This window comes from Acidovorax sp. GW821-FHT11A03 (genome assembly GCF_058809075.1).
Genome location: NZ_JBXASG010000002.1, coordinates 683,672 through 699,711 on the forward strand (window position 1 = coordinate 683,672; position 16,040 = coordinate 699,711).

Annotated in this window: 16 protein-coding genes; 8 read left to right on the forward strand and 8 right to left on the reverse strand. The window is 64.8% G+C overall.

Annotated elements, in window-relative coordinates; translation table 11 throughout:
* Positions 1-178 precede the first annotated feature (178 nt).
* Positions 179-1,663 (reverse strand): MocR-like pyridoxine biosynthesis transcription factor PdxR, encoded by a 1,485-nt coding sequence (gene pdxR / locus AC1RVY_RS06820; RefSeq protein ID WP_492805908.1) that lies wholly within the window; start codon positions 1,661-1,663, stop codon positions 179-181.
* Between the two features lie 110 nt (positions 1,664-1,773).
* Between pdxR and AC1RVY_RS06825 the strand changes: the two genes are divergently transcribed.
* The 3 genes from AC1RVY_RS06825 to AC1RVY_RS06835 are packed head-to-tail and all read left to right on the forward strand — an operon-like array spanning position 1,774 to position 4,563.
* Positions 1,774-3,039, forward strand: a complete 1,266-nt coding sequence (locus AC1RVY_RS06825; RefSeq protein ID WP_492805910.1) for a benzoate/H(+) symporter BenE family transporter — start codon at positions 1,774-1,776, stop codon at positions 3,037-3,039.
* Positions 3,032-3,847, forward strand: a complete 816-nt coding sequence (locus AC1RVY_RS06830) for a YggS family pyridoxal phosphate-dependent enzyme (protein WP_492805912.1) — start codon at positions 3,032-3,034, stop codon at positions 3,845-3,847. Before AC1RVY_RS06825 ends, AC1RVY_RS06830 begins: the two co-directional genes overlap by 8 nt.
* The gene (locus AC1RVY_RS06835) at positions 3,844-4,563 is read left to right on the forward strand and encodes a glutamine amidotransferase (RefSeq protein ID WP_492254447.1); all 720 of its coding nucleotides are present in this window, start codon (positions 3,844-3,846) and stop codon (positions 4,561-4,563) included. Before AC1RVY_RS06830 ends, AC1RVY_RS06835 begins: the two co-directional genes overlap by 4 nt.
* Positions 4,564-4,701: 138 nt before the next feature.
* Here the strand turns inward: AC1RVY_RS06835 and AC1RVY_RS06840 are convergent, their stop codons facing one another.
* Positions 4,702-5,760, reverse strand: coding sequence for a DMT family transporter (locus tag AC1RVY_RS06840; RefSeq protein ID WP_492805913.1), 1,059 nt, complete (start codon positions 5,758-5,760; stop codon positions 4,702-4,704).
* A gap of 137 nt (positions 5,761-5,897) precedes the next feature.
* Complete coding sequence (locus AC1RVY_RS06845) at positions 5,898-6,692, reverse strand: SDR family NAD(P)-dependent oxidoreductase (protein ID WP_218297355.1); 795 nt, start codon at positions 6,690-6,692, stop codon at positions 5,898-5,900.
* A gap of 234 nt (positions 6,693-6,926) precedes the next feature.
* Here AC1RVY_RS06845 and AC1RVY_RS06850 point away from each other — a divergent pair, with 234 nt between their 5' ends.
* A complete protein-coding gene (locus tag AC1RVY_RS06850; RefSeq protein WP_218297356.1) occupies positions 6,927-7,370 on the forward strand; it encodes an ester cyclase in 444 nt (147 codons plus the stop codon).
* A 30-nt stretch (positions 7,371-7,400) separates the two neighbouring features.
* Here the strand turns inward: AC1RVY_RS06850 and AC1RVY_RS06855 are convergent, their stop codons facing one another.
* The gene (locus tag AC1RVY_RS06855) at positions 7,401-8,405 is read right to left on the reverse strand and encodes a LacI family DNA-binding transcriptional regulator (protein ID WP_492805915.1); all 1,005 of its coding nucleotides are present in this window, start codon (positions 8,403-8,405) and stop codon (positions 7,401-7,403) included.
* Between the two features lie 101 nt (positions 8,406-8,506).
* Between AC1RVY_RS06855 and AC1RVY_RS06860 the strand changes: the two genes are divergently transcribed.
* The 4 genes from AC1RVY_RS06860 to AC1RVY_RS06875 are packed head-to-tail and all read left to right on the forward strand — an operon-like array spanning position 8,507 to position 11,973.
* Entirely contained in the window at positions 8,507-9,010 is a 504-nt protein-coding gene (locus tag AC1RVY_RS06860; protein ID WP_218297358.1) for a 2,4'-dihydroxyacetophenone dioxygenase family protein, read from the forward strand.
* 37 nt (positions 9,011-9,047) lie between these two features.
* Positions 9,048-10,034, forward strand: a complete 987-nt coding sequence (locus AC1RVY_RS06865; protein ID WP_492805917.1) for a Bug family tripartite tricarboxylate transporter substrate binding protein — start codon at positions 9,048-9,050, stop codon at positions 10,032-10,034.
* Positions 10,035-10,068: 34 nt separating this feature from the next.
* The gene (locus tag AC1RVY_RS06870; protein WP_492805919.1) at positions 10,069-10,965 is read left to right on the forward strand and encodes an MBL fold metallo-hydrolase; all 897 of its coding nucleotides are present in this window, start codon (positions 10,069-10,071) and stop codon (positions 10,963-10,965) included.
* Positions 10,966-10,998: 33 nt separating this feature from the next.
* Entirely contained in the window at positions 10,999-11,973 is a 975-nt protein-coding gene (locus AC1RVY_RS06875; RefSeq protein ID WP_492805921.1) for a Bug family tripartite tricarboxylate transporter substrate binding protein, read from the forward strand.
* Positions 11,974-12,244: 271 nt separating this feature from the next.
* Here AC1RVY_RS06875 and AC1RVY_RS06880 read toward each other — a convergent pair whose 3' ends face one another.
* The 4 genes from AC1RVY_RS06880 to AC1RVY_RS06895 form a co-directional block, all read right to left on the reverse strand.
* The gene (locus tag AC1RVY_RS06880) at positions 12,245-12,538 is read right to left on the reverse strand and encodes a DUF4148 domain-containing protein (protein WP_492805922.1); all 294 of its coding nucleotides are present in this window, start codon (positions 12,536-12,538) and stop codon (positions 12,245-12,247) included.
* A gap of 260 nt (positions 12,539-12,798) precedes the next feature.
* Positions 12,799-13,794: a Bug family tripartite tricarboxylate transporter substrate binding protein gene (locus AC1RVY_RS06885; RefSeq protein WP_492805924.1), complete on the reverse strand. Its 996-nt coding sequence runs from the start codon at positions 13,792-13,794 to the stop codon at positions 12,799-12,801.
* An 85-nt stretch (positions 13,795-13,879) separates the two neighbouring features.
* Entirely contained in the window at positions 13,880-14,746 is an 867-nt protein-coding gene (locus AC1RVY_RS06890; protein WP_218341339.1) for an HTD2 family dehydratase, read from the reverse strand.
* 14 nt (positions 14,747-14,760) lie between these two features.
* Positions 14,761-15,933, reverse strand: coding sequence for a CaiB/BaiF CoA transferase family protein (locus AC1RVY_RS06895; protein WP_218341338.1), 1,173 nt, complete (start codon positions 15,931-15,933; stop codon positions 14,761-14,763).
* Between the last annotated feature and the right edge of the window lie 107 nt (positions 15,934-16,040).

Consider the following 16,040-nt stretch of genomic DNA (forward strand, 5'->3'; position numbering starts at 1 on the left):
CGGCCCGTGCCGGCGGCCAATGAGCCGACAGACCGCCCCCATACGCTGGGCGCCTTGCGGCTGGGGGGTGTCGCTGCGGGTGGATGGCCGCGCTGCGCATCCACAGCATGGCCATGGGGCTTCGGCAGCAACCTCGACGGATCCGAAATCTTCCCAGCCACGGACTGGGCGGCCGCCTTCAACGATCCAGCGTGCGCAACACCTGCGCGAGCTTCTTCACAGCGGTCTCCAGTTCCTTCGGCGCATACGCGGCAAACCCCATGAGGAATCCGGCCCGGCTCGTGCCCGCTGCATGCAATGGCGTCAGTCCCAGCAGATCGATACCGGCACGCTGCGCTGCGCCCATGGCTTCCAGCTCGGGAATGTCGCGAATGAACCGGCAGGGCATTTGCATGCCGCCGTCCGGCACTTCAGGCTCGACGAAGTCCGCCAGGTGCCTGCGCACGAGCAGTTCCAGGGCATCGCGCCGCTCACAATAGACGGCACGCATGGTCCGCACGTGGGCCCCGAAATGGCCACCCTCCATGAAGCGCGCCAGGGTCAGTTGCGGAATCGGCGCGCTGTGGCCATCCAGCAGGGTGCGTGCGGCGGTCATCGGAGCCACGAGTTCGGGCGGCAGCACCATGAAGGCAATGCGCAAGCCCGGAAACATCGACTTCGTGAATGTGCCGATGTAGATCGTTCGCTGGTTCGGGTCCAGGCCCTGCACGCAGGCCGTGGGCTTGCCCGCGTAATGGAACTCGCTGTCGTAGTCATCCTCGATGATCCAGGCTTGGTGCTGCCGGGCCCATTCGATGATGTCCAGCCGCCGGTCCAGCGCCAGGGTCGCTCCGGTCGGAAATTGATGCGAAGGCGTGAGAAACACCGCCTTGCCCGGTTGCCGCGCCTTGCGCAGAGTCTCCACCCGCATTCCCTCCCCATCCAGCGGCACGGGCACACATTCCAGCCCCGCGGCGTCGAACGCCTTGCGCGCGCCGTGGTACACGGGGTCTTCAACGAAGATGCGGTCGCCAGCGTCCAGCAGCACGGTAGCGCACAGGGTCAGGGCCTGCTGGGAGCTGGTGAGCACGAGCACACGCTCGGCCGTGGCATGCGCGCCGCGTTCGAGATTGACGTAGTTCGCAATCGCACGCCGTAGCGGCTCCATCCCTTGCGGTGGGCTGTGCAGCAGTGCCGTGGTGCCCCAGTCCTTCAGCACCTGCCGCTCCAGCCGCTCCCAGGTGGCCAGCGGGAAGCCGCGTGTTTCCGGCACGCCGGGAGCGAACGGGCGGGGAGCCAGAAAGTCCCGCACCCCACCGCCGCGGAACATGGCCGATCCGCGCTGGCTCAGCCGCAGAGGTTCCCGCAGTGCCGCAGGTCGCCGCCCCATGCCCCGCCTCCGCAAACGCTGAGCCCTCTCCGAAACGAAGCTGCCGCTGCCCACGCGCCGTTCGATAAACCCCTCGGCATGCAGCTGGCTGTATGCCGCCTCCACCGTGTCGCGGGACAGGCCCAGCGACTTTGCCAGTGCGCGCGACGCAGGCAGTGGCGCCCCCACCTCCAGCGCACCGTCGAGGATGAGTTGCCGGATGGCGCGCTGAATGCGCGCGTGCAGGGGCAAAGCGCCATGCGCTGGATCGAGCACCCAGGCTTTCACGGATTCGAGTTGCGCATGCTTGAACAATTGGCCGGTATCTCATTGAAAAATTGGCTGGGCACAGTATGCCATTTCAAGCCTATAAATCAGCACCATGGCCCGCTCCATGGGGCCACTTTCAGGAGCCCCGATCCCACATGCCGTCCCCACCGCCCGCCGCCTCTTCCCGCTGGTCCGATCTCGCCCATCCCATTGTCGCGGGCCTCATTTCCGTCATCGTCAACTACGGCGGTACCTTCATTCTCGTGTTCCAGGCGGCCAGGGTGGCAGGCCTGAGCCCGGAGCTGACGGCATCGTGGGTGTGGTCGATTTCGATTGGCGTGGGCGTCACGGGGCTCATGCTCAGCTGGCGGACGCGCGAGCCGATCATTACCGCGTGGTCCACGCCGGCAGCGGCGTTCCTGGTGACGGCACTGGCCACCACGCCCTATGCCGAAGCGGTGGGCGCGTACCTGATCTCCGCCGCGGCCTTTGTGGCGCTGGGGCTGTCAGGCTGGTTCGAGCGCTTGATCCGGCTGATTCCTCCGGGCGTGGCCGCAGGCTTGCTCGCGGGCATCCTGCTGCAATTCGGCATCCAGGCTTTCGGCGGCATGGGCATCGATCCGGTGCTGGCTGGCTTGCTGATCGTGACGTATGTGGTGCTCAAGCGCTTCAGCGCACGCTATGCCGTCGTGGGCATCCTGGTGCTGGGCCTGCTCTTTCTGCTCATGCAGGACCGGGTGGACCTGTCGGGACTGGCGTTGAGACTCGCCGCCCCGGTCTTCACCATGCCGGCGTTCTCGCTCAATGCCTTGCTGAGCGTCGCCTTGCCCCTGTTCCTCATCACGCTGACCGGCCAGTACATGCCCGGCATGCTGGTGCTGCGCAATGACGGGTTCAGGACCAGCGCCAATCCCATCGTGGCGCTGACCGGGCTCGGCTCGCTGCTGATGGCGCCGTTCGGCTCGCATGCCTTCAACATCGCCGCCATCACCGCAGCCATCGCCACGGGCCGGGAGGCGCACGAAGACCCGTCCAAGCGCTGGATCGCGGGCATCGCCGCAGGCGTGTGCTACATCCTCGTGGGCGTGTTCGGCGTGACGCTGGCGGCCGTCTTCATGGCATTCCCGGCAACCTTCATCACCACGCTGGCGGGCCTGGCGCTGCTGGGCACCATCGGCGGCAGTTTGGCCACTGCCCTGGCCGACGCGAAGACGCGCGAAGCGTCGCTGATCACCTTCCTGGCCGCGGCGGCCAATATCACGCTGCTGGGCATCGGTGGTGCGTTCTGGGGCCTGGTGGTGGGCCTGGCGGCCCACGCCGCGCTCAATGGCACACTGCCGCGCCGCGGGCGCCCCGCCACCGCGGCACCGGCCGCAGAGCCCGCGATCGTCAAGAGGGAAAGGAACCAGGCCAATGCTTGAGCCACCGGACACCCAGACCCGCCACGGCCAGCATGGCCGCTATCCGCAGACAGCTTCCGTCGATGACTTCCGGCGCAACTTGGCGGCGGTGCGCGCCCGCATGGATGCCGCCTGCCGCCGCGCGGGGCGCGACCCGGTCGGGGTGCGCCTGCTGCCGGTGAGCAAGACCAAGCCCGAGTCCAGCCTGCGCCTGGCCTACGCGGCGGGTTGCCGCCTGCTGGGTGAGAACAAGGTGCAGGAAGCCTTCGGCAAATGGGAAGCCATGCAGGACCTGGCCGATCTGCGCTGGTCGGTCATCGGCCATCTGCAGACGAACAAGACCAGGCTGGTGGCACGCTTCGCCAGCGAGTTCCAGGCACTGGACAGTCTGCGCGTGGCCGAGGCGCTGGAGCGCCGCCTGCAGGCCGAGGGCCGCGCGCTGGATGTGCTCGTGCAGGTCAACACCTCGGGCGAGGCCAGCAAGTACGGCCTGTCGCCCGAGGACGTTCCGGCGTTCCTGCGCGCGCTGCCCGCTTTCCCCGCGCTGCGCGTGCGCGGGCTGATGACGCTCGCGCTGTTTTCGCCAGAGGCGGAGCGGGTGCGGCAGTGCTTCATTCTGCTGCGCACTTTGCGCGACCGCTTGCGCCAGAGTGCGCCCGCCCACATCGCCCTGGAGGAACTGTCCATGGGCATGTCCGGCGATTTCGAGATCGCCATCGAGGAAGGCGCCACGGTGGTGCGTGTCGGCCAGGCCATCTTTGGCGCCCGCCCCCTGCCCGACAGCCACTACTGGCCCGGCGAGCCCAGCACCCAGGAGCCACGTCCATGAAAACCGCCATCGCCCTGCGCCATCTGCATTTTGAAGACCTGGGCACGCTCGAGCCGCTGCTGGCGGCGCGTGGCTATGCCGTGCGCTATCTGGACGCCACCACGGATGATCTGCACGCCGTGGACACGACCGCGGCGGATCTGCTGGTGGTGCTGGGCGGCCCCATCGGCGCTTTCGATAACCACATCTACCCCTTCATCCACGACGAGCTGGCGGTGATACGTCAGCGGCTGCAAAGCCGGCGACCGCTGCTGGGCATCTGCCTGGGCGCGCAGCTGATTGCCCGCGCGCTGGGTGCGGGTGTTGCCAGCATGGGCATCAAGGAAATCGGCTTTGCGCGCCTGGTGCTGACCCCGGAAGGCGAGGCATCGCCGCTGGCGGCGCTGGCCCACATGCCCGTGCTGCACTGGCATGGCGACCGCTTCGACATTCCCGAGGGGGCAACGCGACTGGCGGGTACACCCACCTGCGCCAACCAGGCCTTCCGCATGGGACGCCACGTGCTGGCGCTGCAATGCCATCTGGAAGCCGACCCCCGCCAGATCGAGCGATGGCTGGTCGGCCATGCCTGCGAACTCGCGCAGGCGGGCATCGATCCGCGCGCATTGCGCGCCGAAGCGCAAGCCTTGCAACCCGGTTTGCCGCTGGCGGCACGGGCGGCTTTCACCGCCTGGCTGGACGGGATCGAGCCAGGCCTTCAGGAGGAGACTCCGTGAGAAAAACCCGGCATTCCACCGCATCTCGACCGCCATGAACCGGCCCGGCCTGGACCGACCCCGGGCCAGAAATGGATAGCCCCATTTCTGGCCCGGGACGCACGACGCCGTCGCATGCGCTGAGGGCTGCGGGGCCCCTCAGTGCCTGTGCGAATGATGGGCATCCGGCACGTGGGCGTGGCGGTGCCGCACCGGACCGTGGACGTGCGCATGGCTGTGCGGCCCCGCGGGCATGGGCTCATGGGCGTGCCCATGGTGACCGTCGTCATGGGTGTGGGCGTGCTCATGTTCCAGGAACTCGTGCGCATGCTCGTGGTGATGGGACTCCATCAAATGAACGGCCACCCCCAGCAGCATCAGCACGCCCCCCGGCAGCATGCCCCACCCCCCGGGGCGATCCCCCAGCATGAGCGCCAGCGCCGCGCCCATGAACGGGGCAAAGGCAAATACCGATCCCGTGCGTGCCGCCCCGAACGCGCGCTGTGCGAGCAGGTAGAAACGCAGGCTCAGGCCATAGCCGCTCGCACCCACGGCCAGAAGCCCCAGGGCGGGCCCCGCCGCGGGAGCGGGCTCGTCCGTCAGCCAGGCCAGCGCCAGCGTGGCGGTGACGCCCAGCACGGCCTTCGCCACCACGACCTGCCCCGGGTCACGCTCCGCCAGCGCACGTGACAGCGTGTTGTCCAGGCCCCAGGCTGCCGTGGCGCCCACAACGGCCATCAGTCCCCAGAACTGGCTGCTGTTTCCGCTCTGCCCCTGGTCCAGCACGAGGGCGATCCCGCCGGCCAGCAGCAGTGCCACGGCCAGTCCCACTCTGCGGTCCATGGTTTCGCCGTAGAGGCGCCATGCCAGCAAGGCCGTGAACAGCGCCTCCAGGGTCAGCATCAGCGACGCGCCGGTGCCGCTCGTGCGCTGCAGACCCCAGGCCAGGGCCACGGGGCCGATGCTGGCGCCCAGCAAGGCCATCACCAGCAGGCGCGGAAAGTCTGAACGCCGCAGGCGCGCCTCCCGCTCGGCGGGCTGGCGCAGCAGTGCGCCGATGAAGGCAGCGCCTGCATAGAGCAGCGCCGCCGTGGTGAACGGGCCAACGCCCAGGCCGAGTTTCTGCACCAGCGGCGTGCTGATGCCAAACAGGACGGCCGCCAGCAACGCAAGCAGGCCGCCCCGCAGGGCGGGAAGGGTGTGGGTCGGATCTTTCATCAGCGCTCCATTCTTGCCCATCGGCCCGATCGGCGCCCCCGCCCTGCTGGCATTCTTCTTTCTTTCCCGCCTCCAAAAAAGCTCCGGCCAGGGCGCTGTTCGCACCCGCAGCGCTGGCCCTTGCCTGCCATGTGTGGCTACAAGCTCGAGCCCCCATCGACGACCAACTGGACCCCGGTGATGTAGGACGAATCGTCCGAGGCAAGAAACAGCGCGGCCTTGGCGATGTCCCAGGGCGAACCCTGGCGCCCCATCGGGCATCGCGCATCACGGGCCCGGTGGCCGGCTGCAGCCTCTTCCGCGCCGCCGTACAGAGCGTCGGCATGGGGGGTGCGGATCATGCCGGGGATGATGCAGTTGCAACGCACCTGGTCCGCGGCATATTGCCGGGCAATGACACGGGTCATGTGGTTCAGGCCGGCTTTGGACGTGCTGTACGACAGAAACTGCATGGGGCTCCACTTCAGGCTTGCCGTGGACGAGACATTGATGATGGAGCCCGACTTGCGGGCGCGCATCCCGGGCACCACAGCACGTGACGTGGCCATCGCTCCGCGAAGGTTGATCTCCATGACCCGGTCCCAGTCCTCATCCTTCACCTCCAGGAGGTCGCCCTGCATTTCAATGCCCACGTTGTTGTGCAACACGTCGATGCGCCCGTGCTGCGACAGAAGCTGGCGCACGACATCGTTCACTTGCGCCGTGTCGGTGACGTCCATCTGCACGGCCTGGGCGCGGCCGGATTCCCCGTGAATCATCTTTGCAGCGAGCCCGGCGGCGTCCAGCGAGCGGTCTGCACAAACCACGATCGCGCCTTCCCGCGCGAAGGTGAGCGCACACGCGGTCCCATTGCCCACCTGCCCTGCGTCCGTGAAGTCCTTGCGCAGGGTACCGGCACCCGTGACGAGCACCACCTTGTCTTTCAGTTTCATAGCCCAGCCTTTGAGGAAACGTTTCCTCTCATGCTATGCCAACCTCGTCACGGAGCGGATGGGGATAACCCCACGGTCTCGCGGTTCGTCGGGGGAATTTGCGCAACGGGCCTATTTCCGTAGGGGAATTTCAGAAATCAACACCTGTCGGCATGGCAGGGTAAACCCCGGTCAACCCTTTGGCAGAATCTGCGCAAAATAGCGCAAACGTTTCCACAACAAGGAAAAGGACCCATGACCAACGAAGAGTTGCGCCAGGCGCGCATCCAGACCGTGCGAGACCACATGGCGCTGGAGTGCACCCAGGACTGGGACGGTGTCATCGACACCTTCGAGCACCCGCGGTATGAGATGTATGGCAATGGCGCTGTCTACGACGGCGAAGAGCAGGTTCGCGCCTACTTCCACGCTTCGCGCCAGGCCTTCCCGGACCAGGCCAACGAAGTCATCGCCATCGCCGCCGACGATGCACAGAACACCGTGCTGGTGGAGTTCTTCCTTTTCGGAACTCACCTGGGCGAGTTCCGCGTGCGCGACAGGACGTTTGCGCCGACCGGCAAGAGCTTCAAGGTGCGGATGGCGGCCACGTTCCTGTTCAAGCCGGGCTCGGCGAAAATCATCTGCGAGCGCCCCTACACCTCGCCGGACCTCAAGCTTCAGCAACTCGGGCTCCTGTAGGTGCAACACCCACCCCTTCAGGCCGGCGCGCTAGATGGTCGCGCACGACTCCCGCTCGATGAGCCGCATCTCCACAACGGCCGAACGGGGGCCTGTGGATTCGTCCCGCATCTGGGAGAGCAGCAGCGAGGAGATGTCGCCCGACAACGTCTTGATGTCCCAGGCCAGCGAGGTGATGGACGGGCTGTGCAGTTCCGAGAAGTCAGAGTCGCCGATGGATATCACGCTCACATCTTTCGGGATGGCCCGCCGAGCGCTGCGTATCGCGGCCAGGACGCCCGCCAGAATCTTCGTGCCCAGGCACAGGAATGCCGTGGGCCGCTCTCCCGGCATGTTCAGGAGCATCTGGGCCCGCTCGGGAGGAAAGTTCATCGACGAATCCGCCAGGCAAATCAGGCTGGGGTCGAAGCCTATGGACGCTTCCACGAGGCAGTCCTGATAGGCCCGGATCCGGTCCTTGATGGGCTGGATCTGGCTGCCCGGTGTCAGAAGGGCGATGCGCCGGTGGCCCCTGGCAATCAGATAGCGCATCGCGGAGCACGTGCCCTGGTAGTGGTCGACCTTCACCGAACTCAGTGCGTTTCCTCCATCGCGGTCGAACAGAATTGTTGGCGTGCCTTTGATTTCAGACACCAGGTGCGCGATGGAGTCGGTTTGGCACGGGCCAAGAATGATGCCGTCGACCTCTCGGCTCTTGAACAGGCGCACGAGGTTGACTTCGGTCGAGATGTCGTTGTTGGAACTGGCGACAAAGCAGGCGTAGCCACTTTCGGACAGGCTGCGCTCGAGTGTCTTGACCAGGCGGCCGTAGAACGGATTGGAGATGTCGCTCACGATAACGCCCACCGCATGGCTCTGCTTGGAACGCATGGCCCGCGCAATCGCATTGGGCTGGTAACCCAGGCGCGCCGCAACCTCCTGAACCTTTTTCACAGTGTCTTCACTGACACGGCCCGCCCGGTTCATGGCCCGAGATGCGGTGCTGATCGAAACGCCCGCCACGCGAGCCACATCGTGAATGCTAACTGCTGCCATCGAATCCGCCGTCCGTTCAAATCATTCAATCGCCGCAATTTTACGCCTATTTTTAGTTTTTGCGGAAACGTTTCTTCATATTAACGCGGACAGGATACCCCATGGCAACCCCCACCTCGCTGACCCCACAAGATGAGCTGCTCACGGTCAATATCAGGAACATGGACTATTTCCCGGGCGGAGCACCGGGCTCGGAAATCATTCCGCTCTTTCTCGACCGGGAAAATGGAATATGGGTGCTTTATGGGAAATTCGCCCCTGGCACCAGGCTTCCAAAGCACTTCCACACGGGTACGGTGCACTTTTTCACCACCAAGGGGCAATGGAACTACGTCGAGTACCCCCAAAACCCGCAGACCGCCGGGAGCTACCTCTATGAGCCGGCGGGCTCCATCCACACTTTTTGCGTGCCTGACGACGCACCGGAGCCGGCGGAAGGATTCATGGTCGTTCACGGAGCCAATGTGAATTTCGATGGCGAGGCCTTCATGAATGTCCGCGATGCAGGGGCCATCGAAGACGGGATATTGAATTATGCAAGGACACAAGGGCATTCCATACCCGCATATATCTCACCCAGGGCTGCCGGATACAAAAACAGATAATCCCGGCCTGATTTTCAACCGCAAAAGGAGACATGATATGAATTCGCGCAGAAACGTTCTGAAAACCACTACGGCGGTCGCCGCCTCGGTGTTTGCTCCTGCCCTGTCATGGGCGCAAGCCAAATGGACGGCGAAAAAGCCGATTCAATTGATTGTTCCTGGCCAGGCGGGGGGCAACTCCGACATCTTTGCCCGACTGATCTCCAACGCCATCGGCAATGCCCTGGGCCAACCCATCGTGGTGGACAACAAGCCTGGCGCCTCGGGAACCTTGGCATCGGGCATTCTGAGCAAGTCGCCAGGAGACGGCCACTACCTGCTGGCCGCCAGCAGCGACACCCATGCCATCTACCCGCACTTCTTCAACAATCCGAACTTCCGCCCCGAAGGCCACGTCCCCGTGGCCGTGCTGTGCTTCGTGCCGTTCGCGCTGGCCGTGCGCAAGGACCTGGACGTGAAGGACGTTGGCGAATTCATCGCGCTCGCCAAGCGCCAGCAGGTGAGCTTCTCGACCTGGGGCGTGGGCACCACCGGCCAGGCCGCCATGATGCTCTTCGGCCGCGCCGCCGGCACCAGGGAGATGCTGCACGTGCCGTTTACCGGCAGCGCTCCGGCTATTCAGGCGCTGATGGCTGGCCAGGTGGATGCCATGATGGGCGCCATTCCGCTGATTTCATCGGCACGCGCACACCTGAAGCCGCTGGCGGTCATGTCCAGGAACCGATCGCCGGCGATGCGCGATGTCCCTACGATGGACGAGGCAGGGCTGGTCATCAACGAGACCAAGGAGTTCTGGGTGGGCATCATGGCGCCGCCCGGAACCCCCGCCGATGCCGTGCACACCATCGCCGACGAGGTGCGCAAGGCGATGGCCCTTGCAGCCGTGAAGAGCCGCATCGAAGAGCTCGGTGCCATCGCCGAATTCGTCGGGCCGGAGGACTTCAAGAAGGTCATCTCCCACGAGTTCGCCCAGTGGGCCCGGATTGCCCGTGAAGCGGGTGTGACGCGCCAGAACATTGGCTAGGTGCACGCATGTCGTCATCCGTGCTTTTCCTGCGATGAAACAGCTCCACCTGGGCAACACCACGGTCGACAAGGTCGTGGAAATCGACAATTTCTGGGTAGACCCCACTTGGCTCTATCCCAACATTGAACCGTCAGCGGTCTTGAAACACCAGGAGGCCTTGGGCCCGACGTTGATTCACCCAGAGACGAAGAAACTCAACCTGAGCTTTCACAGCTATCTGGTGCGCACGGGGACGGCCAATATCCTGGTGGACACCTGCAACGGAAATCACAAGGACCGGCCCCGCGCGAAGTGGCAGCACATGTTCAAGTCGCAGGAGTACTTGCGCAATCTGGCACGCCTGGGCCTGGGCCCCGAGGACATCGACATGGTTCTGTGCACCCACCTCCACACCGACCACGTGGGGTGGAACACCGTGCTCAGCGACGGCCGATGGACGCCGACTTTTCCCCGCGCAAAGTACATCTTTGCACAGGAAGAGTTCGAACATTTCCTTCGGCAGCACCAAAGCGGGCCGGAATTTCCGGTGGGCCAGGGCTCCTTCCTGGACAGCGTGCTGCCGGTCGTGGAGGCCGGGCAGGCCCTGTTGGTCGACTCCAACCACACGGTGGATGGAGACCTGGCCAAAGGCGTCTGGCTCGAGGATGCCAAAGGGCATACGCCAGGCCACGTCACGGTCCATGTGAAGGGCAACGGACAGCACGGGGTCATGACGGGCGACATCTTCCATCACCCCATCATCTTCCTGGAGCCCGGGCTCATCAACACCGGCGACTGGAACCCCACGCTGGCGCGGGAGACGCGGCAACGGCTTTGTGAGCGATTTGCCGACACATCGTCCGTCCTGCTGACGATGCACTTCCCCGCGCCGACCGCCGGCCGCATCCATTCATGCAGTCACGGCTTCAAGTTCAAGTACCTCAGCTGACGGGCCAGTGCAACCTCAAAAAGGAGACAACCGATGACGAAGACATTCAAGCTATCTCGAGTTCTTGCCGGCCTCGTGATGCTGGCGAGCGTGACGGCCCTTGCGCAAGGCAAGGACTATCCCCACCGTCCCATCAAGCTCTTGCTTCCCTTGTCCGCGGGCAGCGGCGGCGACGCCCTGGGCCGCCTGGTCGCCGAAGCGATGGGCAAGCGCTTGAACGGATCGTTCTTCGTTGAAAACAGGGTGGGGGCCGGCGGCACCATCGGGGCCGCCCAGGCGGCCAAGTCGCCGAGCGACGGATACACCATCACGATGGGAGGCATGACGTCCCACATCATTGCGCCGGCCGTCTATGCGAAGCTGCCCTACGACCCCGTGAAGGACTTCACTCAAATTGGCCGCATCGGTACCGCAGGGGTCGTGGTGGTTTCCACGATGGCATTTCCCGCCAAGGACCTCAAGGGGCTGGTCGCGCACTCCAAGACCCTCGACAAACCGCTTCAGTACGCGACCTGGGGTCATGGTTCCACCGGTCACCTGTGTGGCGAAGTCATGGTTCAGAAAGCGGGAGCGAAATTCGACCACATCCCCTTCAAGTCTTCGTCCGACCTGGTCACAGGCCTTCTGGGCAACCACATCAACGTGGCGGTGCTCGACATGGGCACCGCATCGCCCCTCGTGAAAGCAGGCAAGATCCGGGCGCTGGGCATCTGCGGAACACGCTCGCCCAGCATGCCGGACGTAGGGACCTACCCGGACCAAGGCATTGATTTCAAGAGCGAGCTCAGCTGGGTGCTGTTGGCCCCCGGGGGGTTGCCGGCGGAGTTGACGCTCAAGCTCACGGAGGCGCTGAAAGAATCGTTGGCGGACAAAGGCGTTGCGGACCGGATGCTGGAACTCGGAATACAGCCGGCCTACCTGCCGCCAGCGCAACTGCGCCAGCTGATGGCCGAAGACGTGGCAACCTGGAAGCAGGTGGCGGAAGCCGCGAACGTGCTGCCAAACTGAGCGCCACGCCCACATTCCTGCCAAGGCGGCGGATGCGGGCCGATTCTGCGAGTTGGCTCACTCGCGGGAAGCAGGGGACCACGGCGCAGGAGCGGTTACCGCACTCGCGGCCTATCGCCGCTGGCAAGGATGCGCTGCACCAACAAAAAGGGCTCCCAAAGGGAACCCAGTTTGCTTGTCATCAGTGCGGGTCTGTTCAAAACACTCCCCATGGCAGCGGCACCCGCGAAGTGCCGCCACCATGGGAAGGCCCGCAACTGCGTCAATTCAATTACATAGCGCTGAATTCGCCCGAAGGGATCTGGCCGGTGCGCACGGCTTCGGCAGCCTGGGCACGCACGGCGGCGCGGTCGGCGGTGGACTTGTAGGTCACCACACGCGAACCGGCGGGTTCGATGGAGCGGGTCTGTGCCACGGTGGCGGCTTCGGCTTGCACTTCGGCGCGGGTGCGGTTGGTCTCGAACTTGGTGGCGAACTGCGAAGCATCGGCTTCATCGGCCTGGGCACCAAAAGAAGCGAAAGCAGCCACAGCGGCGATGGAGAGGAAACGTACGGTCGTGTTCATGATGAAAATCCTTGAAGTTAAAAAAGCGTCTCAAAAAAGCCGGGACAAAAACCATTTCTGAACCGGGTTCGGTGAGTCGCCTTGCGGGTTCGGCTCATCGATGGGTTGAACTGTACGCCTGGGGTATCCAAAGAAAAACCATCTGGTCGCGAACTAACTGTTCCAGTATTGAGAACAATCAAAAAGGAGCGCAGCTCCCCAGACCATTCTCAACAGCAAGCCGAACATCAACCCCTCGCCCTCCCATGTCCAGGCCCGCCTCAGTCGAGGGACACACTGGCGCTCTTGACGATGGCCTGCCAGCTTTTCAGGTCGTTGGCCAACAAGGTGGCCAGTTCTGCCGGCGTGGAGGCGACGGGCTCCGCACCTTGTTCTTTCAAACTCCGCACGACGGCGGGGTCTACCAGCACTTCGTGAAGCGCCTGGTTCAGGCGGCCAAGGATCGGGGCAGGCAGCCCCTTGGGCGCAAAGACGCCGAACCAGGAGTCCACGACCATGTCTTTCAGGCCGCTCTCCCTTGCGGTGGGCAACTGAGAAAAGACAGGGGATCGCTGACTGCCGGTGACGGCGATCGCTCGCAACTGGCCCGATTTGATGAAAGGCAGCGCGGTGGGTATGGTCGAAAACATGACCTGTGTCTGGCCCGCCATCAGATCCGTGAGCGCGGGAGCGGCGCCTTTGTAAGGCACATGGGTCATGGAAATGCCGGCCTGCTGCGACAGCATTTCCCCCGCGAGGTGAAAGATGCTGCCGGGTCCGGCCGAACCATAGTTCACCTTGCCCGGATGGGCCTTCGCATAGGCCACCAGTTCAGGCAAGGTCTTGATCGGAAGTGTCGGGTTGACGACCACCACGTTGTTGACACGCGCCACGAGCGACACCGGATCGAAGCTGTTCACGGGATTCCAGGACAGCTTTTTATACAGCGATGGATTGATCGCATTCGTTCCGTTGTAGCCCATCAGCAAGGTGTAGCCATCGGCCTTGGCGTTGGCGACTGCCGCCGCGCCGATGTTGCCGCCAGCACCGCCACGGTTGTCGACGATCACGGGCTGGCCCAGCTTCTTGCCCAAACCATCCGCCACGATGCGGCCGAGGATGTCGGTGGTCCCACCCGCCACGAAGGGCACCACGACGGTGATGGGCTTGGTGGGGTAGTCCTGCGCACAGGCAAGTTGCGTGGCGAGCGGCAGTACAGCCGCCAGAGCGGCCTTGGCGGTCGCGGCGAGAACGGATCGGCGAGATGTAGCGTGCATGGTTTGTCTCCTATGGATGTGGCGAGTCCTCGGGCCGCGAGGAGGCGGCCCGAGCTCGGGTTTTCGCGAAAGTGGGAAAGGTCGTCTAGAACGACGCCTCGGCCTGCATGGACACCGCGCCGTCCGGCTGCGCAGTCCACAGCGTCAGGCCATCGCCGCTGGGCGCCGCATTGACGGTCAGCGGGGTGCCAAGCAGATTGGGCTGCACGCCGCGGTAGCGGAATTGCCGGAGCGGCCGCGTCCCCAGTCGTGCCGCAAGTCCCGCCAGGAGGGTGGCCTGCAGCGGTCCGTGCACGACCAGGTTGGCGTAGCCCTCGACGTTGCGGCAGTAGTCCAGGTCGTAGTGGATGCGATGGCCGTTGAAGGTGAGCGCCGAGTAGCGGAACAGCACCGTGGAGGTCGCCTCGAAAGGTTCGCTGTGGCTCGGTGCCGGCATGGCCACCGCGGCGGCGCGCGTCGTGCCAGGCGGCGTGGGTTGCTTGTAGACGATGTCGTGGTCTTCGGTGATCGCCACCGTTTGGCCATCGAGAATCTCGTGCCGCACCGTGACGAAAACCAGGTCGCCGCTGCGGCCGCGCTTGTGCTCGACCGAGGTGACGGCGGAGCGCTTGCGCACCGTGGTGCCCAGCGCCACCGGTGCGTGGAACGCGAGGCGACCGCCTGCCCACATCCGGTTCGCCAGGGGCACCGGAGGCAAGAACCCGCCCCGGGCCGGATGGCCATCGCGGCCGAGTTCGCTGGCGGGAAGCCCTTCCAGGAAATACAGCCAATGCCACAACGGCGGCAGCGGCGTGCCTTCGGCGAATTGCGCCTGCGGCAGCCCCAGCGTGGCGGCCATGAGGCGAGCATGGCGTACCGACAGCGTGTCTTCTGCGACAGACTCCCGGCCCATCCAGGTTCGAAGGAAATCCAGATCGATGGCGCTGCCATCCGAGGTGTTCAGTGTGCTCATGGAGTGATCTCGTGTCATGCGGGAAGGAATTCGGCGCGCACGGCGGCGCCGTGCTGGTCCAGACCTGGCGCGGCCGTGAAGCGCCCGCTGTCCCAGGGGGCGCGGACGGGCGGTGCGACCAGGTCGAGTTCCTTGTCGCCGACAGCCATGGGCCAGGTGCGCAGCGCGGGGTGCCGGGCCATATCGGCAACGGATCGCACCTGGCCGTAGGCGGTGTTGGCGACCTGCAACTGCTGCAAGGCCTGCGCAAGATCCAGTTCAGCGAACCTCTGGGCGATGAGTGCGTTGAGTTCCAGGCGGTTCTGCACACGCAGGTAGTTGCTGCTGAAACGCTCGTCCTGCGCCAGCGCGCCCTGCCCCAGGAAGGATTCGCAGAAGTTGCGCCATTCGCGCTCGTTCTGGATGCTGATGACCACGCTGCCACCATCGCGCGTGGCGTAGGCCCCGTAGGGGGCAATGGAGGGGTGCTGCAAACCCTGGCGCGTGGGAGCGCCGGCACCGTAGATCGCGTGCACGTAAGGCACCGTCATCCAGTCGGCGGCGCCATCGAAGAGCGAGACGGAGATGCCGCAACCCTTGCCAGTGCGCGCGCGCGAGGCCAGGGCGGAGAGGATGCCGATCGTCGCATTGAGGCCGGCACCGATGTCGCAGATCGATACGCCAATGCGACCGCACGCCTCGGGGGAGCCAGTGATGCCCGCCAGGCCGCTCTCGCATTGCACCAGCAGGTCATAGGCCTTGAGCGTGCTGGCGGGCCCTTCGGCGCCATAGCCGCTGATGTCGCAGGTGATGAGCCGGGGGTGGCGCACGCGCAGCGCGTCGCTGTCGAGCCCGGCGCGGGCCAGCGCCCCCGGAGCGAGGTTCTGCACGAAGACATCGGCCTTCGCCAGCAAGGCGTCGAGCACCGCGCGGTCATGCGGCTGCTTGAAGTCCAGCGCCACGGATTCCTTCCCGCGGTTGGTCCAGACGAAGTACGAGGCCTCGCCGTTGGCCGCACGGTCGTAGCCACGCGCGAAGTCGCCTTCGGGGCGTTCGATCTTGATGACCCGTGCGCCCATCTCGGCCAGCCTGCACGTTGCGAGCGGTGCCGCCAGGGCTTGCTCCATGGCCACGACAAGAAGACCTTCGAACGGTTTTTTTGAAGGGGCGGTCGACGCCAAGGAGGTTGAAAGCAGTTCGGTGTTCATAGGCCGAAGTTTCAAACTCTGCGTCTCTGCCAACAAGCGAGTTTTTCCAAACCCAGCCTTCGTCTTGCGCGAACGCTCTTTGTACATACTAGGCGCTACTGAAGCTC